This is a genomic window from Photobacterium leiognathi, assembly GCF_030685535.1.
In the GTDB taxonomy this organism is placed as follows: Bacteria; Pseudomonadota; Gammaproteobacteria; order Enterobacterales; family Vibrionaceae; genus Photobacterium; species Photobacterium leiognathi.
This window is the reverse complement of sequence record NZ_CP131599.1, coordinates 1140677-1166413: the sequence shown is the minus strand read 5'-3', so window position 1 is coordinate 1166413 and position 25737 is coordinate 1140677. Positions and strand designations below refer to the sequence as shown.

Here is a 25737-nt window from a genome sequence, read left to right as displayed (position 1 = left end):
AAAAGCTAGCACGTTATATGCTAGCTTTTGTCGTTAGTTTTTCGTTGTTATAACGGTATGTTTAGAGTTTAAAACGACTGATTTCTTGTTGCAGTTCGTGGGATAAGTTAAACAACTCCGCTGCTTGTTTTGCCGCTTCTCCTGCTTCAACGGCAAGCTCGTTAGACACATCACGGATCCCTTCTGTGTTACGGGTAATTTCCGATGTGACTAAGGTTTGCTCTTCTGCTGCAGAGGCAATTTGGGTCGCCATATCATTAATGGTGGTTACTGATGTGGTGATTTGCGACAAGCTAACCGCCGCTGCATTAGCATCATCAACACTGGTTTCAGACAAGTGACGACTATCATCCATAATACCGACTGCTTGGCGTGTGGTTTGCTGTAGCGCTTCAATCATCTGTTGGATTTCTTGGGTTGAAGCATGAGTTCGTTGGCTAAGAACACGTACTTCATCAGCAACAACGGCAAAACCTCGACCTTGTGTACCAGCACGTGCCGCTTCGATAGCAGCGTTAAGAGCAAGGAGGTTAGTTTGCTCTGCAATGCCTTGGATAGTCGATAAAATCGTAGTGATACTTTGTGCATGTTGGTTTAAATCACTGATCACTGTTGTTGCTTTTTCGACTTCTTGTGCCAAGGTACTGATTGATTGCTGGCTTTGGTTTACTTGTGTTGCACCATGATTAGATGCCGTTACCGTTTCTTCAGATGTTCTTGCGGTGTTTTCTGCATTTGATGCGATCTCTTGCGTTGCGGCCGCCATTTCATTGATAGCTGTTGCTACCATGTTGATTTCATCTTGTTGAAGCTGAATACGTGCGCTGCGCTCTTCAGCTTGTGATGCAGTAACATGTGATTGTTGATTGAGTGATTCTGATACGTGGCGCAGGCGAGTCACCATTTGATGCATGTTGCCAACAAATTGATTGAAGTTAAGTGCCAGTTTACCTACTTCATCATCACTGCGTGGTTCTAAACGCTGAGTTAAATCGCCTTCACCGTTAGCTATTTCAGCCAGTGCTTTTGATACACGATCTAAATCACGTAGCAAGAAGTTAACTAACCATGCCACCGCGACAACCACGATCAAGGTGATCACAATAGCTGTGATAATAAGCTCGGTTAATAGTGAATAGTAGCTGGCTTCTTCTGTGGATTTATCCATTTCAAGACCAAATACCCAATCACTATTTGGGATATTCGCAAAGTAAAATAGCTTATCTTTCCCCTTAATAGAGATCTGCTCTAGGCTATTTGTATTGGCACTTTGCTCGATATTGCCCATGTTTAACTGATTGCTGTAGTTCGCAATCGGTTTTAATAACAGTGACTTATCAGGGTGAGCAAGGAAAGTCCCATTCTTTTTATCGATCAACATGGCATAAGCATTATCACCAATGTTCAAACTGATCACATCGTTAATAAGTTGATCAATTAATACGTCGGCACCGATAACACCTGCCAGTGTGCCTTTATTACGAATAGGCTCGGCAATTGTCACCAATAGGGCATTAGTGATGGCATCTTGATAAGCGGTGGTGATCACTTGTTTGTTGCTGTTTACGGCGTCACCGTACCAAGGGCGAGTACGAGGATCGTAATCAGCACGGTTACGTTCTGGGTGTGAACGGGTCATTTCACCATTAACTGAACCGTAGTAGATATCGTCAAAACCGCCAGCATCACGTGCTTGTTCTAGGAAAGGCACAAGATCCGCTTGTTGATAGGGTTCTTTAACTGAGGAGGTAATACTACGACGGATATTAACCCAATCTTCAATACCGCTGGTGGCTGTGGTTGCCACACTTTGCACGCGCGCTAAGATATTTTCGTTGGTTTGTTCTTGTAAATTACTGGCTGCAAGCCAAGTTAATACTGCTGCCATAAGGACAACAGCAGACAAGCTCGCGCTGATCAGCTTTTGTTTTAGTGATAGTTGCATTGTTGTCTCAGAAAAATGTGGTGTTAGAAAGTGCGGCGAGTGTAAATAGTGTTTTTTATTTATGCACGTAGAAAAGTGTAAAAGTTAGATATATGACTACAAAGAATTTTTTATTGACGTTTTAATTCTTAATCTGTGTCTATTTTATGGCGTTTTGTTCTATTTATTTAATAAATACACGAATGAGTTACTTACACTTTAAGAAAGCGTAAAAAGCATTGAGACAAGCTTGCGTGTAAGGAATATTGCTGTGAGCACTGATTAGATTTCTTATTCTATTGAGCACTGCTTGCAACGAGCCTTACCTGTTAATAGTGCTGAAATACGATAACGATTTCTAGCAAAGAACAAATAAGCTTTATCGGCAAAAAAACGAATCACAGGTAAACGTAATAGCTTTAACCAAGGTTTTTTGCCTACCATTTTCCACGCTTGATAGGTGACATCTAAGCCGAGTAATAAGGTTGTCTCTGCTTGGTACTTATTTATGATGCCAGTGTCCTGATACAGTAGACCATGTAAAACGTTGCTGGCTTTCTGGACCGAAATATTCGGGAAGCGTTGTTGGAAATCAACGGCTAAGATATCTTCGAACGTAAGACGTTTGCGCACATTGAGTTGTTGCAATTGCTTCATTTCAGCAACACACAGTGGGCAACTGCCATCATAAAAGATAATCATCTTTTCCATTATTCTTTCCTTGTATACGCTTCTGTTGATTAGTGTTAGCAAACATTGGTAAAAACACCAAATAATACGAATGGAAATAGGAATATGATCAACAGGGGTTACATATTATTAAAAAGCGGGGATAATACGGCGCTCGCTGTAGGTATATGATTGATATGTACCATTGTGTAGCGAAGCAAGTGTCACTTTCAATTTCTAGGATATTAACTATGCGCGCTTTCGTATTAAGAGCCCGTTCAGCCCCAACAGACAGCAAAATGTTATTAGCATCTGTTGGTCAAGATGCTCACACTGAAATTTTGGCTCACGTTTTAATGAATGCTATTTTTGTGGCGCAGTCTCATCGTGAAGATATCATGGTGCATTTAGTGCTTGAAAGTACGCAAGATTTCTCTCGTACCATTAGTTTTAGCTCAAATGATATTACTAATCTGACTGGTTTTCATGAGCAAGCATGGTTAGACAAAATTGCCCATGCGCTTGATAAGTCATTAGGTATGGGTAAAGAGCAATCACGTGTGGTTGAGCCAGGTATTACTGTACGTACTATTAGCTTTGAAAAGTTAGTGGGCGAGTTAGCTGAAGATTACCAACTGTATATGTTGGATAAAAAAGGTGATTTCGTACGTGATATTGAATTGGCTGATAACCCTTGCTTCTTATTAACCGATCATATGCCAATGCCGAAAAAGAGCTTTAATAGTTTAAAACGTTTAGGTGCTCAGAAAATCAGCTTAGGACCTAAAATGCTATTTGCTTCGCAGTGTATTGTTCTTATTCATAACGAATTGGATTTAACACTGTAATTTTAGGTTATAAAATGTTTTTCAAAAAGCCGTTGCTGGAGACAGTTAACGGCTTTTTTGTTGCATTAATGTTGTGGTTAATGTCACAAGATAACGATTGCTGTAATACTTTTATACTTATCTATTATTAGTAACCTTATGAATTTATTAATGGTTACAAATATGCTGAGATCTAAATCTCAGAAATGGAATGATGTTTGTTTATTGCATGTAAATAGAATAGGAATTTTTCATTGAAGCAACGAATAAATCTCTAAAACTGTGAAAATTAAGATGCTAAATATGAGTCAAGAATATGCTTGAGCTTAGGGGAGTTCAGTGTATTTTCATTCTTAAATACCCTTGGTATTACCGTATACCCAAGTGACTTCAAGTTATAGTATTCAGAACACTGCCACAGCTTCGAGTTCGAGGAAAGCAACGCAGTGTAATGGTTGTCTATTTCCAAGTTGCGTGACACAGAAATCGTTGCTGTGACATGTTCCCAAAGGGCGAGTTTTCTTGGCTTGTATACGTTGTCGACAATTTTTGATTTAGAGCCACTAGATCTTCAAATCGTCTCCTAGTCTACAAACCAAGATATGCTCGCTGAACCTAGTAACTTGAAGTGGCTTGGGTATATAAATAAGAATGACAACCGTTAGCTAAACGGGCCTTTTATAGGAATCAATATGCAATTATCCTCTCAGCCTAAAGGGCTTTTTCACCTCATAGCGATACAAATGTGGGAATTTTTTAGCTACTACGGTATGCGATCGTTGTTAATTCTCTTTTTAACCCAAAAACTTTTAATGTCAGATGAACATGCGTATGCATTGTACGGTGCATATACGTCATTAGTTTATGTGACTCCCATTTTAGGTGGTTATTTAGCAGACCGTTACTTAGGTAATTATTGGTCTGTGGTGATTGGCGCATTATTAATGGTTGCTGGTCACGTTGTATTGAGTATTCCTAGTAACGATCACATGACGCTATATACAGCACTTGCGCTGATTATTTGTGGTTATGGCTTTTTTAAAACTAACTCAAGTTGTTTGTTAGGTGAGTTATATAAAGGTCATGAGAGTGCACGTGAATCCGGTTTCTCGATATCCTATATCGGCGGTAACATTGGTTCAGCATTAGCGCCTATTTTCTGTGGTTATGCAGCAAGCCGTTGGGGATGGCATGTTGGTTTTGCCTTAGCGGGTATCGGTATGTTGGTTGGTTTAGTGATCTTCAGTACTGGTCGTAAGAACTTTGCTCACGTTCAAAAAGCTAACAAGGTTGCATTAACCCGTAAAACTGCAGGTGTTAGCCACTGGCTATTAATCATTGTAGGTGTGATTGCCGCAGCGGTTGGCTTGGTATTCGTACTTAAAGATTTACTTGCAGGCTACATACTTGCAGTGATTTTAGCGTTCTCTGCACTACAGATGCTACGTCTATACCGTAAGAGTGATGCAGAAGATCGTAAGAAATTACACTCAATTATGTATTTCATGATCTTCGGTACTGTGTTCTGGGCATTTGACCAACAAGGCGGTAGCTCAATCAGCCTATTCATCGAACGTAACATTGATACGGATATTTTTGGTTTCCATATTCCAACGGCTTTCTTCCAGTCAGTTAACCCAGTTGCGGTTATCGTGGGTGGTGCGGCGGTAACATGGTTATGGAAAGTATTAGCGTCACGTCAGATCTCTGTACGTACATTAACTAAATTAAACATGGGTTTATTGCTGTTAACTGCAGGTTTTAGTTTGATCACGTTATCTTCTAAACTAGCAATGGCAACAGGTCACACTACATTCCTATGGTTGTTCATTGGTCTGTTCTTAATTGGTGTTGCTGAACTGTTTATTGACCCTGTAGCCTTGTCTGCGATCACTCGTATGAACCCTCAAGGGGCAACAGGTACAGTTGCAGGTATTTACATGCTAATGGGTGGCTCGGTAGCAAACTACTTAGCGGCAAATATTGCAGAGCTAACAGCAACGGATACACCTAAAGGTGATGCGCTTGATTTGATCACATCTGCGGCGCAATATCACCATGTATTCCAGTCTATCTTAGTGGTAACGATTGTGGTGTTAGTGATTGGTTTATTGGTGAACTTCTTTAACCGTAATCAACCAGAATTCGATTAATCACTCGGGAATTTATTAAGTACACATTAGCCAGTGTTATTGCGTTTATCGTTAATAACACTGGCTTTTTTATATTTCATAAATAGTAATAAACTAGGGAGAAAACGATCGCTATTGCTGTTTGTTTCGTATTAGCCAGATAATAAAAACAAGGTGCATTGTTTATGGCGGTACGAGCTCTTTATTGGTTAACTCAAGATCTTCGTTTACATGATAATGAAATTTTTCATCAAGTACGGGATCATGCTGATAACTTACTATGTGTTTATTTCATCGAGCCTCAATGGCAGACGTTTAATCGCTATCAGCTTAAATCTATGGGCGAGATCCGACATCGGTTTTTGCTGCAATCTTTACAAACACTTCATGCCAATCTTACTAAGTTAGGGCAGCAGTTAGTGGTGGTACAAGCCGAGCCCTTGCTATCACTACCTGCCTTGATCCAACAACACAGAATTAATGTGATTTATCGAAGTCGTCATTGTGGTTGGTATGAGCAACAACAGTGGCAATATATTAAGCAGTATTTCCCTCATTTACGCTTTGTTGAAGTTGATACACATACTTTATATTCGCAACAACAACTGCCGTTTCATTTATCTGACATGCCAAACGGCTATTCGAAATTTCGTAAGCTGATTGAGCGTGATACAAACGTGACCAAGCCACTACCACAGCCTAAATATTTACCACCGCCACCTAAAATGAATAGCTCGGACTATTTAGATATTGGCCGTGTCTATATTGCAGATAACCCAAATGTCGAATGGCAAGGTGGCGAAAACGCAGCATTAATGCATCTACAGCGTTATTTCTCTTGTGATGCACCAGCTAATTATAAAGAGACGCGTAATGCACTCTCAGGCTGGGAATTATCAACTAAGCTCTCACCATGGCTGGCTTGTGGGGCGTTATCTGCCAAAACCATTATGGCTGCGCTTAAGGACTATGAGCAGAATGTAACTGCTAACAGTTCGACTTATTGGATTTTCTTTGAATTGTTATGGCGTGAGTTCTTTCAATGGCATGCTCATGTGGTAGGGCGGCATTTATATCGATTCTCTGGCGTTCAAAACAAACGTTTATTAACGAGCTTTTATCCTTCACGTTTTAAGCAATGGTGCTCGGGCTCTACGCCATATCCATTGGTGAATGCTTTTATGAAGCAATTAAATCAGACTGGTTATATGTCTAACCGCGGCCGTCAGATCGTCGCCAGTTGTTTGCTTAATGAATTATCGCTTGATTGGCGTTATGGCGCGGCATATTTCGAACAGCAATTGATCGATCATGATGTGGCATCAAATTGGGGGAACTGGCAATACATTGCAGGTGTAGGTACAGATAGCCGAGACAAACGTTGGTTTGATATTGAAAAGCAGACTCGCTTATTCGATCCTGATCATGCATTTATACGTCATTGGCACGGAGATGAGACGCTGTACCCGTTAGATACTTATGATATTGATGATTGACCAATAAGTGATTAGGACAGAATAATGAAACAAGGTTATACCATGCTGCGCCTCATTCTTGGCGATCAACTCAATGCGAAGCATCATTGGTATCAGTCGACCAATCCTGATGTGTTGTACGTTATCGCTGAGTTAAAGCAAGAAACCGATTATGTGGTACATCATCAGCAAAAGATCTGTGCTTTCTTCGCCGCAATGGAAAACTTTGCTAAGGCTTTACAGCAAGCCGGACATGAGGTTTTACACCTAACGCTTGATGATACGGAGTCATATACAGATTTATTGCAGCTAATTGCCTCACTTTGTGAACAATACCAATGCCAAGGGTTTGAATATCAACAACCTGATGAGTATCGCTTATCGGAGCAACTTAGCTCTCTCACCCTTGATGGTGTCACTATCCAAACCACAGACACGGATCATTTCTTATTGCCGTTAACTGAAATCGATCAGTATTTAACAGCGGGCAAGCACAATAGGATGGAGCATTTCTATCGTGCGATGCGTAAACGATTTAATATTTTGATGTGTGAAGAGAAGCCTGAAGGGGGAAAATGGAATTTCGATCAAGCGAATCGAAATAAGCTAAAACCGACTGATATTGCAGCCATTCCACAGCCTTTGATGTTCACTAATGACGTTAGTGATATTACAGAGCGACTAGCAAGGCATAGCATCAGCACGATAGGCTTTTCTCCGCAGTATTTATTATGGCCTGTTAGCCGTAAACAATCTCAAGCTTTATTAGAGCACTTTTGTCGTTATTTACTTCCGCATTTTGGTCGTTTTCAAGATGCGATGACCACCCATAGTGATAGTGCATGGAGCTTGTATCATGCTAGGTTGTCGTTTGCGTTAAATGCAAAAATGCTGCACCCGATGCAAGTCATACAAGCCGCCATGAATGCTTATCAGCAGCCTAATTCCGAGATTAACATTGCGCAAGTTGAAGGCTTTGTGCGTCAAATATTGGGCTGGCGAGAGTTTATTCGTGCGGTTTATTGGCTCAATATGCCCCATTATGGCGAGAACAACACACTTTCAGCTAACCGAGCATTGCCTGCGTTTTTTTGGCACGGTAAAACCCAGATGCAGTGTATGTCTTATGCGATAAAACAGTCGTTAGAGTACAGTTATGCTCATCATATTCAGCGTTTGATGGTGACGGGGAATTTTTGCCTATTAACTGAAATAGCACCGAGTGAGGTTGAACAGTGGTATTTGGGTATTTACATTGATGCAATAGAGTGGGTTGAAAAGCCTAATACCCTAGGTATGGCACTGTTTGCTGATGGTGGTATTGTTGCCACTAAACCGTATGCGGCGAGTGGTGCGTATATTAATAAAATGAGTGACTACTGCGCATCATGTCATTATGACGTTAAAAAGAAAGTCGGTAGCGATGCTTGTCCGTTTAATAGTTTATATTGGCGTTTTATGGCACAACATCGGGTATTGTTAGCCAAGAACCCTCGTGTAGGCATGTTATTCATGCATTGGGATAAGCTTGATGATAGTGAACAAGCGGCGATTATTGCCCAAGCGGAGCATTACCTTAATGATTTAGATGCGCTGTAAGAAATGTGCAAAATGATATAGCTCATTAGCATCAATAACCAAACAAGATAAACAAGGTTTAATAATGAAAGACTCACACCAGTATTCTAAAGTGCCGAAAGGGCGTTTATCTCGTTTAACTAAGCTAGGCTCGTTAGCATCAAAAGTGGCAACTGGCATGGTGGCGGAAGGGGTGAAACAATTGGCTGCAGGGCATCGTCCTAAAGCATCAGAGTTATTATTAACCCCAAAAAACGCCCAGCGTGTGGCAGATCAATTAGCGCAATTGCGTGGTGCAGCTATGAAAGTTGGGCAACTGCTTTCGATGGATGCCTGTGATTTGCTGCCGAAAGAGTTAACTGAGTTGTTATCTCGCTTGCAAGCTGATGCGAAACCGATGCCGATCAGCCAGCTAAATCATGTATTGATCCATAATTGGGGAGAAGATTGGCAAGATAAATTCGCGCAATTTTCTTTTTACCCTGTTGCTGCTGCTTCGATTGGTCAAGTGCATCGCGCCAAAACGAAAGATGGCAGAGATCTGGCATTAAAAATTCAATATCCCGGTATTGGTGAAAGTATTGATAGCGATGTGCATAACGTTTCAACTTTACTGAATCTTTCTGGATTGATCCCCAAGTCGATTGATGTCTCTGAATTATTAGAAGAAGCGAAAAAGCAGTTACATACAGAGGCAGATTATCAGCAAGAAGCCAACTATCTAAAAAGCTTTTCACGCTTAATGGCTGACGATCCTCGTTTCTTAATTCCTGATATCTATGATGATTTAACTTGTGAAACCATTCTTGCCATGAGCTTTGTTGAAGGGATTGAAATTGAGCAATTAGCAAAACAACCTCAAGAAGTTCGTGATGAAGTGATGAGTTTGGCATTCACCTTATTGTTTAAAGAAGTGTTTGAGTTCCGTTTAGTCCAAACCGATCCTAACTTTGCGAATTACCGCTATAACCCAGAGACAAAACAGTTCATCTTGTTAGATTTTGGTGCAACACGTGCCTATCCTGAACATGTTGCGGAAGGTTATCGTCAGTTAATGTCTGGGGCTATTACACAAGATCGTGACGCCATGTTAGCGGCATTAAAGCAGATTGGTTTTTTCCATCAGCCTATTGAAGATGTCGCAAAACAAGCCGTTGTAAATTTGTGTTTAGAAGCGTGCGAACCATTAGCCTTTAATGGTGAATATGATTTCGGTGTTACAGATATGGGTAAGCGTATTCGTGATGCTGGCAGCGCATTGAGCATGAACAGTGGTTATTGGCATACACCGCCCGCTGATGCGATTTTCTTACACCGTAAATTAGGTGGACTGTATCTATTGGCAGCCAAGCTAAAAGCGCGAGTGAATGTTTATGCACTGTTTAAACCTTACATGATTGAGTAATTCAAACGAGTGCTTATTCATGTGTTCAAAAGTGTTTAAAAAATGTTCACAAATGAGCGAGTTAAATATATCAAGGCATAATGATTTAGATATTTAGGCAAATATTTTTACAATCAAATATTGATACTTTGCAGTTCGACATTATAACTCTGTTTGTTAGTATCACCCGTAATTATTGTATGATGAATTAGCATCGAAAACGTAACGTGTTGAGAGGGGAGCATGATAGGTAAGCATGTGTCTTATGCAGTACAAAATTATGACGCATTGTCTTTTTCACCTCAGAATATTTCAAAGATAGCACTGGTTACGGAAGGTGGCGGTCAAAGAGGGATTTTTACTGCAGGCGTATTGGATGCATTTTTAGAGCAAGACTTTAATCCTTTCTCTTTAATGATTGGTACATCAGCGGGTTCGCTAAACTTAGCTTCTTATATTTGTGGACAGAAAAAACATGCCTATAAGGTGATTACAGAGGCAACCACAAATCATCATTTCTTCGATGTGTACCGATTCTTGTTCGGTCGTGAAGGGTTAGATCTCGATTGGTTAATGCAGCAAACGCAAACACGCTTTGAGCTAGATTGGCATCAAGGACGTGAGAATATGCGTAATCGCACGGTATTAGCTTCAGCAAGTAACATGGTCAGCCATCAGGCATCGTATTTTAATTTAAATACTGAAAACTGGTCTTTAGCATTAAAAGCATCTTGTGCTGTTCCAGTGCTAAATAGGCAACCAATTTATTCTCAGAATGAGTATTGGGTTGATGGTGGCTTATGTGCACCGATCCCTGTTCAGGAGGCTTATGAGCGTGGGTACCGCCATATTGTTGTGATCCGAACTGTGCCGATTGATACTTCTTTTGATCATTGCTGGATGACCAATATTCGTCGTGCTTTAGGCCATTCAAAAGCTGCTGGCATGATTGAAATGTTACTTGAGCACGAAGATAACTACAGAAAAACGCAAGAATTTCTTAGTAATCCTCCTGATGATGTGACTATTTATGAAATCCATCCACAGAAAGCGTTGAAATCTAAAATGATTGGTAGTGATGCACCATCATTAGAAGATGATTACCGTTTGGGCTTTCAATCTGGAAAGTATTTCCTAAATACGACGGGTCGCCATATTCATCTTCAAGAACCTTACTGTGATTTCTCTCATTTGACGCAAGAAGACGTTAAAGGGTTATGTAAATACGCATAAAATTATAAAAATAAGATGCTGTCATGATGAAATATTATTGTGAGAGGGATTTTATTACCAAGGAATCGGTATTTACTCAATTAATGGCAGGCGAAGTGCATGCCATGTGGCAGAAGAGGCAACAGGGTGAGTTTAAAGGGGTAGACGGTGTGCCGATCCGTTGGATCAGTATTCGTGAACCTCAGAATGAACGCTGTGTTGTAATGGTGAATGGTCGTAATGAAAGTTTCTGGAAATATCAGGAGCTTTTCTATGAGTTTTCACGCAAAGGTTATGATGTTTATGCTTACGATCATCGTGGGCAAGGAGCATCTGGTCGGTTAACCAATGACAGTGAATTAGGGCATGTGATTTGTTTTGATGATTATGTCACTGATCTTCACACGTTTATTGAAAATGTCGTTAACAAAGATGCTTATAAACATCGTTTTTTGCTGGCCCATTCAATGGGAGGCGCTGTTGCAACCTTATATCTAGAGCACTATCAAACACCGTTTAATGCGGTTGTTCTCAATGCTCCAATGTTTGGTATTAATATGCCCGCTCCATTAAAGCTGGTGGCGTCATCTATAGCAAAAATCATGGAGCATTATCAGTCGCAACCTTCTTATGTGTTAGGTAAAAAGCCGTATCGTGAGGAGCCGTTTGAGGCTAATGATCAATGCCAAAGCCAATTACGTTATGGCTGGGCAAAACATTTGTATCAGTTGCATCCTGAGTTACGTTTAGGTGGTCCTAGCCCTCGTTGGGTATGGCAAGCACTGGCTGCGGCTAAGCACTGTATACGCGATGTTGAGCACATTGATACGCTAGGTATTATTGCTACAAGCAGGGGATGATAAGGTAGTAGATAATCACTCTCATGTGATTTTTTGCACTAAATGCACTGAATGTGAAATGAAGGTGATCCCCCATGCTCGCCATGAGCTATTGATGGAAAAAGACTGCTTACGTAATCAAGCGTTAAAAGATACGTTAGAGTTCTTTGAATCTTATAGCTAAATTAATATACCCAAGTCGCTTGGGTATATGTAAACGGAAAACAAAAAGCCCAGCGAACATGTGTATCGCTGGGCTTCATTATTTTTATATAGTTTTAATTACCAGTGAAAAGAGGGCAATTAAACTTGGTAATCAATCTACGAAATTAGTTACAAATGAACCAAGAACGCGCATCAGCTTCAATTACCGCTTCTTTATACCAAGGCAGTTGATCCATTTCAGGGGCAACACGAATATCGCCTTTTAGCTTTTCTGTTGCCAGTACGCTAACACGGTTATCTTTGACGCTTTGGATTTTACCTTTATAGGTAACGCCGTAAGCTTCATCTTTGGTCTTTTTGTACATACAAACCGTTTCACCTACGTGTGTTGCAATAAAGCCAGTTTCTTCTGTCCATGGCTCTTGCTCTGGTGCAGGTGTTTCTTCTTCATTAAATAAAGCGGCTTGTGATTGGCTTGACGGTACGATCTTACGGTGTACAGAAAAAGGTTGGTAGCCAAGCTGTTTTGCACCATCAATCCATGCTGCTTGATCAACGTCTTTGTTCTCAATTACACGCATGGTCACAAAAGGTCCTGTTGGACACACATCAGCCCATAGATCTGTTGATGTAATACGTGCTGAGAACACTGGTGTTTCTTCGGCGGTATTTGGATGAAGTACACACCAAGCATCGTTTTCTTGGTTGATCATGGTGCCAGAGTTGGCTTTACATGTCTTCTTCGCTAGTTGGTAGAACTGCTCAATATCTTGTGTTGCTTGCTCTGGGCTTGCTGAACAGTAACGGTAGCTTAAAGAGAAGGTTTCTTTAGGGTAGAACATACCTTGATCGACAACGGTGCCTTGGCTACGCGTTGCATCAGAAGTCATAAATTGACTTGCTACTGTTTTGAAATTCTTTTCAACCGTTGGTGCTGGCGGCGGAGGTGGTGTCGATGAACAACCCGCAACGGTAGCAACAAGAGCTGCCAGTGATACTCGGGTTAAAAGGGTTTTGCGCATTCTTGCCCCCAGAAATTGTCTTCGTTAGTGCTAATAAATAGATTGGGTTAATTATTAAGTGTATAGGGGACAACAGAACGTGCGAGGAATCAAGAAATTATTCTGTAAAATATAATGTATCTGTTATTTTTCAATAAGTTATAATTTTAATTATTTATAGTTTTATTAGTTTATGATTTTAAAAGAAAAATGCCCGTCAATTTTCATCGGCGGGCAGGGGAAGAGACTAAAGAGATTAATCTGCAAAAGTATTCATTAATGTTTGCGAAGGAATAAAGTAATGTGTGCCTGTTTTTGCATCAACGAAATCAAGTAAACGGTCGTAATCGCCGTTGTCGTCGGCATAAATCATTTGTTTTAGCGAAATATCTAAAATTTCAGGCGATGCTGCAAAGCCTACAAACATCGTACCGTGTTCCATCGCATTACCAAATGGACGGTTCTGACGTAGCATTTTGATCTCTTGATCATCAATGATCACTTTACTCTTATTGTTATGTGCCCAAGCTGGCTTCACATCATCATCAAGTTCAATGTCATCAAGCTTAGTACGACCAATCACTTGCTCTTGATATTCTGTGGCTTGTTTATCCCATAAACCTTGGCGATCTACATAACGTTGCACAGTTAGGTAGCTACCACCTTGGTGAATGTCACTGTCATCTGCGACTAATACTGCGTTGTATCGTGCTTCGTCTTTTGGGTTTTCGGTCCCGTCAACAAAGTCGATCATATCGCGGTTATCTAAGTATTTAAATCCTTGAATATCTTCAATTAGCGTTGCCACAGGTTGTAGAGTTGCTGCAATGTATTTGGCGGCTTGGAAATTCAAATCCATACGCTCAGATTTAATCATAATGAAGACATCACCCGGTGTACTTGGGAAGTGACGTTCACCGTCTTTCATTTCAATAAAATCATGCAATAACGCAGGTGCCTGAATGTCAGGGAATACCTTTGACCAACCATGATTTGATATACCAATGGTTAAAGAAAGTTGTGCGGTTAAATCTTTTTGAGCAATTGATTTTTCAATCACTTGTATTTTAGCGAAGATCTCTTTTACGTCATCATTATTACTATTTTCCTTAAACACAAAAGTGAGATATTCAGCAAAAGTGTTTGGATTTGAAATAGCACCTGGTTGAGCGCGTTCAGCTAATTGACTAGTCATAATAGAAACCTTAAGTATTTTTTTACTTACATTACGCCTTTTATTTTTCTAACTGTAGTATAAAAAATGTAATGTTAAGTTGCCAAAAACAAAACTTAAAATTATAAGTAACCATTTGACATTAATAGATTATTTTAAATTCATCTCCTTGCTTCAACATAAAGCAGACTGGCTGAGAACAAAGAATAGAGAGGGGCAGTTGTTATTAATCAATTTACCTTCTGATATCAATTAATATCAAATAAAAACACACCAATATCACAAATAAAATAACCGAAGAAATAAATAAGAAAATATTTGAGCCAAGTCTGATTTTTATTTTGTATCGAGAGGAGAGAACGATTTCTTATATATAAGGACGTTGGGTCAAATATGTCTAAATATTCACCATTATTTAATTGTCCAGAACTTCTATTAATACGCTTGTTATTAACTACTGACTAGTCATTTCATTCTGATTTGATGACTTTATTTCGTGAACCTCGAATTGATCACAAACTGAAATTTATCGGCTTAACTCGGTTAATTTCCTTTGATACTAAGTAACTCATGACGACACAGGTTGCTTTAGGAGGTTGTTGTGTCTATTAACTCTATCGATTATTCAGAAATCTCATCCGTCTCATCTAAGTGGGAACACAAAGATGAATCCGCTTCTAATATTGCTGAGAGTAAAAAACAACAAGCAGCAGCAAGACGACGTATTGAACTCTTCCGTGATATTCAAGCCAGTGGCTTAACCATTGAAGAAGCACGTGAACTTGGGCTGTTACACTAAAACGTAATAAGGAAATAAACGTCATTTAACTCGATACATAACTATTGTATGCGTAGTGTAGAGAAAGGGAATCAACACCTAACTAATAGAATAATAGATTTCTTGTTACCGTGTCACATATTGATAGCTATCAATAAATAGAAGAGGGCATGCGTAAATTTAGAGGGTCATAAAGTCAGTAATCAGCAAAAATGATTGCTTCATAAATAAGAATACAGAATGGGGTGCTATTAGCATCCCATTTTCTTTTGTTTTAAAAAACAATCTCGGTTGCTTTTCTACACAGTGTTTTGATTTCAGCTATGCGTTTATGTGATTGATAGCTTTAAACTATTGCTCTAATAAGTTGAATCATATTGTTTTTTTATCTGTAAGCGTTACAGTAAACACAGATAAAGTTTAAAGATGGATGATAACAATGACTACAATCACAACACGCTGTCCACACTGTAAAGCACTGAACCGTTTACCTTCTGAGCGCATAAATGACGAAGCAAGCTGCGGCTCATGTAAGGAAAAATTATTCGACGGTATGCCAATTGAAGGTACTAGCGATAACTTCTCTACACTATTAGAAAGTGATAAGCCTGTCGTTGTTGATTTCTGGGCACCGTGGTGTAACCCATGTGTTGGTTTTGCTCCTATTTTCTCTGATGTATCGAAAGAGCGTGATGGCGAAGCGCGTTTCGTTAAAATTGATACTGAAGATCAACAAGCGTTAGCTGCGCAATACCGTATCCGTAGTATCCCAACGATTATGGTATTTAAAGGTGGCAAGATGGTTGACATGCTAAACGGTGCATTACCTAAATCGCACTTTGACCAATGGCTAAATGAAGCATTAACCAAATAATGTTTGTGATTCTATAGTAGACGAAGCCGAGCTAAATATGCTTGGCTTTTTGTTATTAATAAATCAGAACGTAATGAATATGCTTTTTAAGATAATACGTTTTCTCTCATTTGTTCAGATTGTATTCATTTAACTGCTCAATATGCAATTTTTGAAAAATGATATTGTTAATGTGAGCAAGATCTCTATATACTCTCGCCTCGGTCAGAACACTTATGTTCAGCCACCTTATTTTACAAGCTGTCACCAGGGATAAGTGAACGACCCACGGAGTTGGACCTGCGTTATTTGTAGCTTGTTAATTTAGGTGACTCGTATGTTGTACACTTGGGCGAACACATTTTTACAGTTGACGTGTTTTAACGTCATCCCTACCTTTTTTGCTTTTTCCCCAAAAGCAATCGTTCCTCAATGGCAACAAACAGCAATACCTTCATTATTCGACACCCATTTAAAAAACAGCAGGACGAAATAATGCAGTTGTTAATTACATTGGCTGGTATCGTAGTACTGGTTCTATGCGCAGTGGCGCTTTCTGATAATAGAAAAGCGATCAATTGGAGAACCGTTGGTGGTGCTTTATTTTTACAAGCAAGCTTTGCAGCTCTTGTATTATATATCCCGATCGGTCAGAAGATGTTAGGCGCAATGAGCGATGGTGTTGCTTGTCTTCTTAGTTTTGCTGATGTTGGTATTAACTTTGTTTTTGGTGATTTATCTAATATTGAAAAAAGCGGTTTCGTTTTTGCCATTCGTGTTCTCCCTCTTGTTATCTTCATTAGTGCTTTAATCTCTCTTCTTTATTACTTTGGTATCATGCAGTGGATCATTAAAGTCCTTGGTGGTGGTATTCAAAAAGTTCTTGGCACTAGCCGCGCAGAATCATTAGTAGCTACTGGTAACATCTTCCTTTCTCAAGGTGAGTCTCCTCTTCTTATTCGTCCATTTCTTGCAAGCATGACTCGCTCTGAGCTATTTGTTGTTATGACCTGTGGTATGGCATCTGTAGCAGGTTCTGTACTAGGCGGTTACGCAGGTTTAGGCGTTGATCTTAAATACCTTATCGCGGCAAGCTTTATGGCTGCACCGGGTGGTCTACTAATGGCGAAAATTCTTGTACCAGAGCAAGAAACGCCACAAGAGCAGACTGAAATTGAAATGGCGAAAAGTGAACACAGTAATGCGATTGATGCATTAGCTGCGGGTGCGATGAACGGTATGAAAGTATCGGTTGCTATCGGTACTATGCTAATTGCATTCGTTAGTGTGATTGCAATGGCAAACGCAGGTCTTGAAGGTGTAGGTCACTGGCTAGCAACAATTACAGGTGCAATTGGTCTTGATACGGTATCACATTGGTTTGCAACAACACCGTTAACAATGCAAGCAATCCTAGGTTACATTTTCTCACCATTAGCTTTTGCTGTGGGTGTGCTTGCACACGAGATGATGAAAGCAGGTACCTTCATTGGTGAAAAACTGATCCTAAATGAATTCGTTGCTTTCATGGATTTCGCATCTGTAAAACAAGCACTTTCTGAGCACACACAAGTAATTGTTACTTTCGCGCTATGTGGTTTTGCAAACATTGGTTCGATTGCAATTCAAATTGGTTCGATTGGTGTAATGGCACCAGAGCGTCGTGGTGATGTGGCTAAGCTTGGTGTGAAAGCGGTTTTAGCTGCGACACTGGCTAACTTAATGAGTGCAGCACTTGCAGGTATCTTTGTATCACTGTAAGTGTGAGATAACAGCGTAAGAATTGATAGCCGTGGGGTTCGCTCTGCGGCTTTTTTATATCTTAAATTTGTCTTAAACCTGATGGTTTAACTATCTTCATGGATTATAAAGGCTTGTTGCGATAGGAAATTATTTGATAAATACCGATAAAATTAAAATATAACACTATTTTGTTAATAATTTCCTTGTGTCACTGACTATCGCCCCTTATCATTGCGGAGATAATCTTTTTTGTACATTGTTTTTAGGTATTATGTTTTTAACCTTCTTGCGTTTTCTAATTTTGAGTATTTGTTTAGGGGCTACCTCATTAGCTTCGGCATCTACACATGTAGAAACGTTAGGGTTAATTAATTCAACACCAACAATGCAGACTATTAGCCATTCGGCTGATGATTTCTCAGATTATGTTTCTCATACCCATATTGCACCAGTGTCATCATCTTCGAATTCGGAGCATCATCTTGGTCAATCATCTGGTAAGCATCATCCATTAACGCAAGGTAAAACGAATCAAGGTTTACCAGTATCAGTGAATGGTTCTAAATTGGTATGGAATTTCCCGCTTTCAAGCACAAATCGTGTTTCAGAACACGGTAAACATCATCGTATCGAGTTTAGCAATTATAATATTGCACTGGGTACGTCGAACCGCTTGATCAATGCTATTCATTTAAGTCCGGAAGAGGTCTCTCCTGACTATCGACTGGCGTTTGAATTTCCTATTTTAACGGCGATTCCACTCACGGTGGGATATGCTGAACCTTTATCGCCAACAGTAGAGTGGGCATTGAAGGTTAAATCCTCCTCATCCCGTATTTCAGGTTGGAAAGACTCCAATTTGATTTACTCCCAATACGGTCAACTTCGTCAAGTTGCCTAACGTTATTATTGATTAGATAACGATAGTTTTCTTCTAACAGTAATAATCTCTCAATAAATTAATAAAATTATTAATAATCATCGCGTTATTAAGATTTGTTATCGTACCTATAGTTGTACTGCTCCTTTTATGTCGAATGCATTAAAGAGTACTCGCAACATTTTCATGCTATAAAGGTATAATTATAGGTGTTCTATCGACTGCAACAGGCTATCTGTTGCAAGATACATGGCTAAAAATAATGAGAAAAAAGAATACGAAACAGATTCTGAATCATTACTCAGCATGGAAATATGTTGTGCTAATTGTGACGGTTTCGATAATGCTATTAAGTGCTATTCCTACGTGGTTTGGCGAAAATGCAGCAGTTCAAATCAGTAAGAAGGGCGGTGCAATGCCAACACCTTTTGAAATTCAAAAGGTGTTAAAAGAGCACGATATCGATCCGCTTAAAATTGAGCAAAAACCAGATCGTACGATTGTTGTATTAGACAGCACTAAGCAACAAACAGACACAAAAGCTGCGTTAAACACATTGGTGAAAAATGAAGAGCGTCTAACGCTTGCATTAGAGCCAGCAGCGCCAATGTGGCTTCAAGACATGGGCTTTGAGCCAATCAAACTTGGTCTTGACCTTCGTGGTGGTGTTCAATTCCTATTAGATGTTGATGTAAAACAAGTTTACAAAAACCATGCGCAGCAACTATCTGATGACTTACGTGTTGATTTCCGTAAGCAAGAGATCCGTGGTGGTCGTGCAGAGCTTAAAGGCAACGATGAAGTCATTGTTCGTCTACCTAGCGAAGAAGCGAACAGCAAGATCCGTCAGTTCATTCGTGAACAATATCCACAATGGCAAGCAACAAATGGTTCAGGTGATAACCTAGTTCTTGCTCTTCGTGAAAAAGAAAAAACAGATCTTCGCAACCTAACTGTTCAGCAAAACCTACAAACAATGCGTAGCCGTATTGAAGAGCTAGGTATTACTGAAGCATCAGTTCAGCGTCAAGGTGAAAACCGTATCCGTATCGAGCTACCAGGTGTTCAAGATCCTGCTGCTGCGAAGAACGTTATCGGTGCAACGGCAAGCCTTGCTTTCTACGCGGTGAAAGAAGAAGGTACAGGTAGCACAATGATCCTACCTGACAAAAACGGTAACCCAGTACGTGTTAGCCGTAAGCCTGTTCTTGGTGGTGATCACATTGTTGATGCACGTGCAAGCTTTGGTGAAAATGGTACGCCTGAAGTAAACATTACGCTTGATAGTGCAGGCGGTAAGATGATGTCTGACTTCTCACGTATGAACGTGGGCAAGCCAATGGCAACCTCTTACAGTGAGTACAGCCGTAATGCGAAAGGCGAAACAGTACAAACTAACAAGATCATCAGTGTTGCAACGATTCAAACTCAGCTAGGTAGTCGTTTCCGTATTACTGGCGCTGGTTCTTTGGAAGATGCACAACAATTAGCCCTTCTTCTACGTGCAGGTTCATTAACAGCGCCTGTTACTATCGTTGAAGAACGTACTATTGGTCCAACACTGGGTGCTGAAAACATCAAAAATGGTTTCGCTGCACTTGCTCTAGGTATGGGTGTAACACTGCTATTTATGGCTGTGTGGTACCGTCGTCTAGGTTGGGTAGCAAACGTTGCACTTATCTGTAACATGATCATGCTATTTGGTCTGTTAGCGCTTATTCCAGGTGCAGTTCTTACGCTTCCAGGTATCGCTGGTCTGGTATTAACGGTCGGTATGGCGGTTGATACCAACGTACTTATCTTTGAACGTATCCGCGATATGATCCGTGAAGGTCGTAGCTTTGCCCAAGCAATTGACCGTGGCTTCAGTAGTGCATTTGGTACTATTTTCGATGCTAACTTCACAACCATGATCACTGCAGTTGTTCTTTACTCTATCGGTAACGGTCCAATCCAAGGCTTCGCATTAACGCTAGGTCTAGGTCTACTAACAAGTATGTTTACTGGTATTTTCGCTTCTCGAGCCATTATTAACTTGGTTTGGGGTCGTGATTCGCGTCGAGATGTAAGGGTTTAACGCAATGAAAAATTGGATTATTAAAAACTTAACCAAATTGCGTTACATGACGGGTATTGTCTCGATCGCATTAATGGTTATTTCTATCACGTTTATCTGTGTTCGTGGTCTTAACTGGGGTTTAGATTTCACTGGCGGTGTCGTTAGTGAAGTACAAATGAACAGCCAGATCACTAGCAGTGAAATTACTCCACTGATGGATGCAGGCTTTAATCAAGAAGTAGTTGTTATTGCCGCTGATGAGCCTGGTCGTTGGGTATTACGTTATGCCGCACCGGCGAAGGGCGTTCAGTACCCTGAGATCACTAAAGTACTTGAGCCACTACATGCAAATGTACAAGTGCTAAATACAAGTATCGTTGGTCCTCAAGTTGGTGCAGAGCTTGCTGAGCAAGGTGGCCTAGCATTACTGGTTACTATGCTATGTATCCTAGGTTACTTGAGCTACCGTTTTGAATGGCGTCTAGCTGCTGGTTCATTACTTGCACTACTACACGATGTTATCTTAGCGGTTGGTTTCTTTGCGATGACACAAATGGAGTTCAACCTAACAGTACTTGCTGCAATCTTGGCAATTCTAGGTTACTCATTGAATGACTCCATCGTTATTGCAGACCGTATTCGTGAACTATTGATTGCGAAACCAAACCAAGATATTGAAGCGACAAACAACGAAGCTATTATTGCGACATTCTCACGTACAATGGTGACTTCGGGTACAACACTGATGACTGTAGGCTCACTATGGTTATTAGGTGGTGCCTCGCTACAAGGTTTCTCGATTGCAATGTTCATTGGTATCTTAACGGGTACATGGTCTTCGATTTCTGTAGGCACACTACTTCCAGAATTCTTAGGTCTTAAGCCTGAGCATTACCAACCAAAACCAGTTGTTGATGAGCCTTAATCGTCATAACTAATGTTATTGAAGCGGTTATCAAGTAATTAACTTGGTAGCCGCTTTTTTTGCTTCAAATGTGATATCGGTTGTAAAAAAGAGCGATTTTAAATTAACAGTTTTTTTTATGTGAACCAAACATTCTTTGTCTCAGTATAAATATTCGATTGAGTAATGTGATGAAGAAAAAATTAGGCTTAGTTTGTTTTGCTACATTGATGGTAACGGGATGTGCCCACACAACTGATGATGGTTTTCGTTTTGTACCAGATAAGTACGTAAGTAATGTGGAATACAATAGTATTTATCACTATGGCTATAACCAAGGTTGTGAGTCAGCATTGCTGAAGCTGTTATATATTTACGCTAGATGGCTCTAATACGCGGTTTAATGAAGGCTGGGATGATGGTGAAAAAGCTTGTTCGTCTTATCAGTCGCAAAATAATCCATGGGTTATCGTCAAATACCCCTAGCTTATGATTAACAAATCGAAAAATAGTAGTTATTTATAATTTGAGATTCACTTCTAATAAATTTATAAAATTATTAGTAAGTAGATAATGATTCGTATAATATCACCTAAAAGAAAATGGATATTGTCTTCGTGGAGGCAAAAAAACAGATCCGAGGATCTGTTTTTAGAGGGAAGAATAAAGAAAGCCTAGCCGTAGTATTTCTTAATTGTTCGAGTTTTCCCTTGCCATAATTAAGCTGCTTTAGCATCGATATAAGAAATGACTTCTCCGTTATCGAAGCTGATTGTTGACGCTGCGTTGATTTCTGGAAGCAGTAGGTAGGCTTGGTTAGAGCCGTCTAATGCGGTGATTTCAACGATAACATTAAGTTGATTTTCCAAGAAATCATTTAAGTTTATGCTTTTGCAATCCGAAACAAGCAGTTTTTTATAGCGTTTATTTGAGTCATGTACCCAAATTGTGAAGTTTTGGTCTCCACCTTCCATATGATGTATAAAATCTGCAAGATTTCTCATAAAGTTTCCTTTCTGTTGAACAATATAGAATATTGATTCACATATTTCATTATGTACAAAATTATGGATTATGAAATATAGACCTGATATTTTTTATGGATAATGTGATCAAAAATTACATTTAAGGTAATTAATATTTCTATCAATAATTTGTATTTACATTTGTAATTAAAACATTAACAAGCATGAACTTCACTATTATTTTTAAGAGGTATGTCTATATTTTTAAAAGGCATATCATCATTGTGGTTATACTTTAACTATTAACTACATGGTTGTTGGCAAATAATTCTTAATATCTCAAGAAAAGACATTAGAACATATACAAGCTTACAGTTTCATGAATATAATTAAGTTCTTCTATCATGCTATGTAAGTCTTCATATAAATCTACTCATAAAAATGTCTCATTTATTAATGAAGTTCGTTATCATATGTAGCTTTATATAGTGATTCGATTGGTCGGTTATGTCTGATACTGCAGTTAAAGTTATACAAAAAGTCACATGGATAGGGTCTCTCGCGAACATCGCACTGGCTTTTATTAAGATTACAGTAGGTACAATGACAGGTAGTCAGGCTTTGATTGCCGATGGTGTGCACAGTTTTTCTGATTTAGTCACTGATACTGCTATTCTTATTGGTTCTCGTTATTGGACTGCACCAGCAGATAAAGAGCATCCGTATGGGCATGGTCGTTTTGAAACCCTGACAAATATCTTTATTGGTGTTTTGCTAGCGCTGGTTGGCATCGGTATTGGGTGGGAATCGTTAACATCGATCAGTGAGCAGGCACATAGTAAGCCGGGCATGTTAGCTTTTGCTGCTGCAATTGTATCTATTGTTGTAAAGGAACTCCTTTACCGTTGGACAGCAATTAAAGCCAAAGCAATCAATAGTCGTGCTTTATATGCTAATGCATGGCACCATCGTTCAGATGCTCTTAGCTCATTGCCTGTCGCTATCGCTGTGATTGCGAATTACTTCGTGCCAGAGTTACATTATTTAGATCAGATTGCAGCATTGATTGTAACCGCGATGATTTTAAAAGCAGCGGCAGAAATTTTATGGTTAGCAGTATTAGAAATCACAGAAGCGAAAGCAGATGCTGATATCGAAAGTAAAATTCAGGCTTATGCAGCAGAAGACAGTGATATTAAAGAAGTCCATGCGATTCGTAGCCGCAGAACAGGCAGTACGATTTTACTTGATTTCCACTTGCTGGTTGATCCAGTAATGAGTGTTGATAAAGCGCATACCATTGCTGAGAATTTCAAATCTCACTTGCTTTACGAGTTAGATGAAGTCGTCGATATCATTATTCACATTGAGCCTTTCAATTGCAAAGAAAGGGTGCTTAATCCTTGTTGTGATGACTGTGACAGTGATATAAATACGCTTTCTTAATCATTATTGAACAAAAACGGCGATGTTAAAGACATCGCCGTTTTTGTTTAAGTATCTGCATTATGCTTATATTACGCATTTCTTACTATAAGGGACTTATATAGTTAGCCATAGTTTGTAAGCTTTATTAAGTGTATATAAAATACTATGCTTATAATAATGCTTAATTTATCAGCAATTAATCGATACCAAATATTACATAATCAAAACACAATGTTTTTCATTGGGTTGATAGCGAAAGATATATCATCAAACTTACCGATTAATAAAGGCAATATCTTCATTAGTTTTACACCAGCTTACAGCGATGGTGTTTATGATCATGGTTCAGTGATTAATTGGGATTATAGCTAATAAGCTACTCTCATTCGCGCGATATAAGAGTAGCTCGTATATTAATTAAGCAATGGTATTTTTAAGCCATTGGTTAATATCGTTAAGGGTATCGGTATATTCAGGGTGTTGCTCTACAAGCGCTATAGTCGCGTTATTGATGGCTGACGCATTATATTCAATGTTGAGCAAAGCAGCTTCGAGTAACTCGATAGGAGCTGGATCAAGGCTGTCAGTAAAGGTTTTAATTGCAATAATTTGGCCTTTTTTCACATCTAAGTGTAATTCAACACCACCCCATGCGAAGCGTTCATCCATACTATGCATAAATTGAGGCGTGTTACCGAAATTCCATTCCCAACTTGATTGGTTTTGGTATTTTTCGCTAAAGCCGGGCATATCAGGCAGATTTTCTGTTGAGATATATTCAACTTCTACGCTCTCACCATAGTGAGCAAAGAAAGCCTCTTTAATGGCTTCACAGACGTTATCATGATGAATATTAGGATTAATATCACTAAGGTTTATCACACGAGAGCGTACAGATGTGATCCCTTTGGCTTCGAGTTTCTTTTTATCTGGATTTAGGTAATTTGCTAAGCGAGTAAGATCAGCATTAAGCAATAATGTGCCGTGATGAAAGCCGCGATCCATGGTTTCACGGTAAGCTGAACCTGAGAATTTTCTCTCATCTTCACCCACTTCAACAACCAGATCATTTCTGCCTGTTGCTTTAGCATTAATGCCTAACGTTTTTAATGCTGATAGCACAATATTAGTTGAGACATTCTTATCATATTGTGGCTTACCAGCCATAAAAGTGAAGTTGGTATTACCAAGATCGTGAAAAACTGCGCCACCACCACTTTGACGACGTGCAAGAGTGATCCCGTCTTGTTCCATTTTCCCTGTATTACACTCTTTCCATGGGTTTTGAGCTCGGCCAATAACCACAGTGTCAGCATTACGCCATAAGAAAAGTACCTGTTGGTCGGCTGGCATATTACGGAAAATAGCATCTTCAACAGCAAGGTTGAACCATGGTTGTGTGGATTGAGAAATAAAAACGCGAGTAGTGGATGGCATTTAATATACCTAACTGTAACTTAGAGAATATTTTTAAATTTACATGGTAAGTTTATGTAGGTAAAGCAGTATACCCAAGCAACCTCAAGATGCAGTGTTCAGCGAGACGACCTTAGTTCTCAGGCGCGGCAACGATTCGAAGATATAGTGGTTCTACATTGAGAATCGTTAACAAAGTCTGAGAGCTAAGGACGCTCGCCCTTTGGGAGCGTGTCACTGAGCTGACTTCTTGCGTCAGACAACTTGGAAAGAGCTAGCTATTCCGCTTCGTTGTCTTCCTTGAATTCAACTCAGTGACTTCGCTCTGAAT

The 25737-nt window shown here is 39.6% G+C and carries 21 protein-coding genes; 15 read left to right on the top strand and 6 right to left on the bottom strand.

Annotated elements, in window-relative coordinates:
* Nucleotides 1-61: 61 nt before the first annotated feature.
* Together Q7674_RS05375 and Q7674_RS05370 are read right to left on the bottom strand one after the other, a co-directional pair.
* Nucleotides 62-1945, bottom strand: coding sequence for a methyl-accepting chemotaxis protein (locus tag Q7674_RS05375; RefSeq protein ID WP_045064812.1), 1884 nt, complete (start codon nt 1943-1945; stop codon nt 62-64).
* A gap of 270 nt (nt 1946-2215) precedes the next feature.
* Complete coding sequence (locus Q7674_RS05370) at nt 2216-2635, bottom strand: thiol-disulfide oxidoreductase DCC family protein (protein ID WP_045064809.1); 420 nt, start codon at nt 2633-2635, stop codon at nt 2216-2218.
* A 209-nt stretch (nt 2636-2844) separates the two neighbouring features.
* Here Q7674_RS05370 and trmY point away from each other — a divergent pair, with 209 nt between their 5' ends.
* The 7 genes from trmY (at nt 2845) to Q7674_RS05335 (ending at nt 12061) form a co-directional block, all read left to right on the top strand.
* On the top strand, nt 2845-3441 hold the full coding sequence (trmY, locus tag Q7674_RS05365; RefSeq protein WP_008988996.1) for a tRNA (pseudouridine(54)-N(1))-methyltransferase TrmY: 597 nt from the start codon (nt 2845-2847) through the stop codon (nt 3439-3441).
* A 671-nt stretch (nt 3442-4112) separates the two neighbouring features.
* On the top strand, nt 4113-5573 hold the full coding sequence (locus tag Q7674_RS05360) for a peptide MFS transporter (RefSeq protein WP_008988997.1): 1461 nt from the start codon (nt 4113-4115) through the stop codon (nt 5571-5573).
* A gap of 164 nt (nt 5574-5737) precedes the next feature.
* On the top strand, nt 5738-7048 hold the full coding sequence (locus tag Q7674_RS05355; protein WP_305421983.1) for a DASH family cryptochrome: 1311 nt from the start codon (nt 5738-5740) through the stop codon (nt 7046-7048).
* 24 nt (nt 7049-7072) lie between these two features.
* Nucleotides 7073-8626 (top strand): cryptochrome/photolyase family protein, encoded by a 1554-nt coding sequence (locus Q7674_RS05350; protein WP_201798077.1) that lies wholly within the window; start codon nt 7073-7075, stop codon nt 8624-8626.
* A 64-nt stretch (nt 8627-8690) separates the two neighbouring features.
* Nucleotides 8691-10010 (top strand): ABC1 kinase family protein, encoded by a 1320-nt coding sequence (locus tag Q7674_RS05345; protein ID WP_305421979.1) that lies wholly within the window; start codon nt 8691-8693, stop codon nt 10008-10010.
* Between the two features lie 222 nt (nt 10011-10232).
* Nucleotides 10233-11222, top strand: a complete 990-nt coding sequence (locus Q7674_RS05340; RefSeq protein WP_045064801.1) for a patatin-like phospholipase family protein — start codon at nt 10233-10235, stop codon at nt 11220-11222.
* Between the two features lie 23 nt (nt 11223-11245).
* A complete protein-coding gene (locus Q7674_RS05335; protein ID WP_369526301.1) occupies nt 11246-12061 on the top strand; it encodes an alpha/beta fold hydrolase in 816 nt (271 codons plus the stop codon).
* Between the two features lie 308 nt (nt 12062-12369).
* Here Q7674_RS05335 and Q7674_RS05330 read toward each other — a convergent pair whose 3' ends face one another.
* A complete protein-coding gene (locus Q7674_RS05330) occupies nt 12370-13227 on the bottom strand; it encodes a hypothetical protein (RefSeq protein WP_045064798.1) in 858 nt (285 codons plus the stop codon).
* Between the two features lie 235 nt (nt 13228-13462).
* Complete coding sequence (locus Q7674_RS05325) at nt 13463-14401, bottom strand: Dyp-type peroxidase (protein WP_045064795.1); 939 nt, start codon at nt 14399-14401, stop codon at nt 13463-13465.
* A gap of 580 nt (nt 14402-14981) precedes the next feature.
* Here Q7674_RS05325 and Q7674_RS05320 point away from each other — a divergent pair.
* The 7 genes from Q7674_RS05320 (at nt 14982) to Q7674_RS05290 (ending at nt 21989) form a co-directional block, all read left to right on the top strand.
* A complete protein-coding gene (locus Q7674_RS05320; RefSeq protein ID WP_008989005.1) occupies nt 14982-15179 on the top strand; it encodes a hypothetical protein in 198 nt (65 codons plus the stop codon).
* Nucleotides 15180-15597: 418 nt separating this feature from the next.
* Nucleotides 15598-16032, top strand: coding sequence for a thioredoxin TrxC (gene trxC / locus Q7674_RS05315; protein ID WP_045064793.1), 435 nt, complete (start codon nt 15598-15600; stop codon nt 16030-16032).
* Between the two features lie 474 nt (nt 16033-16506).
* Nucleotides 16507-17772 carry a NupC/NupG family nucleoside CNT transporter gene (locus Q7674_RS05310; protein WP_305421974.1) on the top strand — a complete coding sequence of 422 codons (1266 nt, stop codon included), beginning with the start codon at nt 16507-16509 and terminating at the stop codon, nt 17770-17772.
* Nucleotides 17773-18025: 253 nt separating this feature from the next.
* Nucleotides 18026-18655, top strand: a complete 630-nt coding sequence (locus Q7674_RS05305; protein ID WP_045064791.1) for a hypothetical protein — start codon at nt 18026-18028, stop codon at nt 18653-18655.
* 241 nt (nt 18656-18896) lie between these two features.
* Nucleotides 18897-20711 carry a protein translocase subunit SecD gene (secD, locus tag Q7674_RS05300; protein ID WP_042117628.1) on the top strand — a complete coding sequence of 605 codons (1815 nt, stop codon included), beginning with the start codon at nt 18897-18899 and terminating at the stop codon, nt 20709-20711.
* Nucleotides 20712-20715: 4 nt separating this feature from the next.
* Entirely contained in the window at nt 20716-21618 is a 903-nt protein-coding gene (gene secF / locus Q7674_RS05295) for a protein translocase subunit SecF (protein ID WP_008989010.1), read from the top strand.
* 170 nt (nt 21619-21788) lie between these two features.
* Nucleotides 21789-21989 (top strand): hypothetical protein, encoded by a 201-nt coding sequence (locus Q7674_RS05290; protein WP_230625502.1) that lies wholly within the window; start codon nt 21789-21791, stop codon nt 21987-21989.
* Between the two features lie 327 nt (nt 21990-22316).
* On the opposite strand, the gene Q7674_RS05285 is transcribed toward Q7674_RS05290, so the two are convergent.
* On the bottom strand, nt 22317-22601 hold the full coding sequence (locus Q7674_RS05285) for a hypothetical protein (RefSeq protein ID WP_045064790.1): 285 nt from the start codon (nt 22599-22601) through the stop codon (nt 22317-22319).
* Nucleotides 22602-23069: 468 nt separating this feature from the next.
* Between Q7674_RS05285 and Q7674_RS05280 the strand changes: the two genes are divergently transcribed.
* Nucleotides 23070-24008 carry a cation diffusion facilitator family transporter gene (locus Q7674_RS05280; RefSeq protein WP_305421971.1) on the top strand — a complete coding sequence of 313 codons (939 nt, stop codon included), beginning with the start codon at nt 23070-23072 and terminating at the stop codon, nt 24006-24008.
* Between the two features lie 399 nt (nt 24009-24407).
* Here the strand turns inward: Q7674_RS05280 and lplA are convergent, their stop codons facing one another.
* Nucleotides 24408-25427, bottom strand: coding sequence for a lipoate--protein ligase (gene lplA / locus Q7674_RS05275; protein ID WP_045064785.1), 1020 nt, complete (start codon nt 25425-25427; stop codon nt 24408-24410).
* Between the last annotated feature and the right edge of the window lie 310 nt (nt 25428-25737).

Coding starts and splice junctions, on each gene's coding strand:
- Q7674_RS05375 (WP_045064812.1), bottom strand. CDS start 1,945: ATGCAACTATCACTAAAACAAAAGCTGATCAGCGCGAGCTTGTCTGCT.
- Q7674_RS05370 (WP_045064809.1), bottom strand. CDS start 2,635: ATGGAAAAGATGATTATCTTTTATGATGGCAGTTGCCCACTGTGTGTT.
- trmY (WP_008988996.1), top strand. CDS start 2,845: ATGCGCGCTTTCGTATTAAGAGCCCGTTCAGCCCCAACAGACAGCAAA.
- Q7674_RS05360 (WP_008988997.1), top strand. CDS start 4,113: ATGCAATTATCCTCTCAGCCTAAAGGGCTTTTTCACCTCATAGCGATA.
- Q7674_RS05355 (WP_305421983.1), top strand. CDS start 5,738: ATGGCGGTACGAGCTCTTTATTGGTTAACTCAAGATCTTCGTTTACAT.
- Q7674_RS05350 (WP_201798077.1), top strand. CDS start 7,073: ATGAAACAAGGTTATACCATGCTGCGCCTCATTCTTGGCGATCAACTC.
- Q7674_RS05345 (WP_305421979.1), top strand. CDS start 8,691: ATGAAAGACTCACACCAGTATTCTAAAGTGCCGAAAGGGCGTTTATCT.
- Q7674_RS05340 (WP_045064801.1), top strand. CDS start 10,233: ATGATAGGTAAGCATGTGTCTTATGCAGTACAAAATTATGACGCATTG.
- Q7674_RS05335 (WP_369526301.1), top strand. CDS start 11,246: ATGATGAAATATTATTGTGAGAGGGATTTTATTACCAAGGAATCGGTA.
- Q7674_RS05330 (WP_045064798.1), bottom strand. CDS start 13,227: ATGCGCAAAACCCTTTTAACCCGAGTATCACTGGCAGCTCTTGTTGCT.
- Q7674_RS05325 (WP_045064795.1), bottom strand. CDS start 14,401: ATGACTAGTCAATTAGCTGAACGCGCTCAACCAGGTGCTATTTCAAAT.
- trxC (WP_045064793.1), top strand. CDS start 15,598: ATGACTACAATCACAACACGCTGTCCACACTGTAAAGCACTGAACCGT.
- Q7674_RS05310 (WP_305421974.1), top strand. CDS start 16,507: ATGCAGTTGTTAATTACATTGGCTGGTATCGTAGTACTGGTTCTATGC.
- Q7674_RS05305 (WP_045064791.1), top strand. CDS start 18,026: ATGTTTTTAACCTTCTTGCGTTTTCTAATTTTGAGTATTTGTTTAGGG.
- secD (WP_042117628.1), top strand. CDS start 18,897: ATGAGAAAAAAGAATACGAAACAGATTCTGAATCATTACTCAGCATGG.
- secF (WP_008989010.1), top strand. CDS start 20,716: ATGAAAAATTGGATTATTAAAAACTTAACCAAATTGCGTTACATGACG.
- Q7674_RS05290 (WP_230625502.1), top strand. CDS start 21,789: ATGAAGAAAAAATTAGGCTTAGTTTGTTTTGCTACATTGATGGTAACG.
- Q7674_RS05285 (WP_045064790.1), bottom strand. CDS start 22,601: ATGAGAAATCTTGCAGATTTTATACATCATATGGAAGGTGGAGACCAA.
- Q7674_RS05280 (WP_305421971.1), top strand. CDS start 23,070: ATGTCTGATACTGCAGTTAAAGTTATACAAAAAGTCACATGGATAGGG.
- lplA (WP_045064785.1), bottom strand. CDS start 25,427: ATGCCATCCACTACTCGCGTTTTTATTTCTCAATCCACACAACCATGG.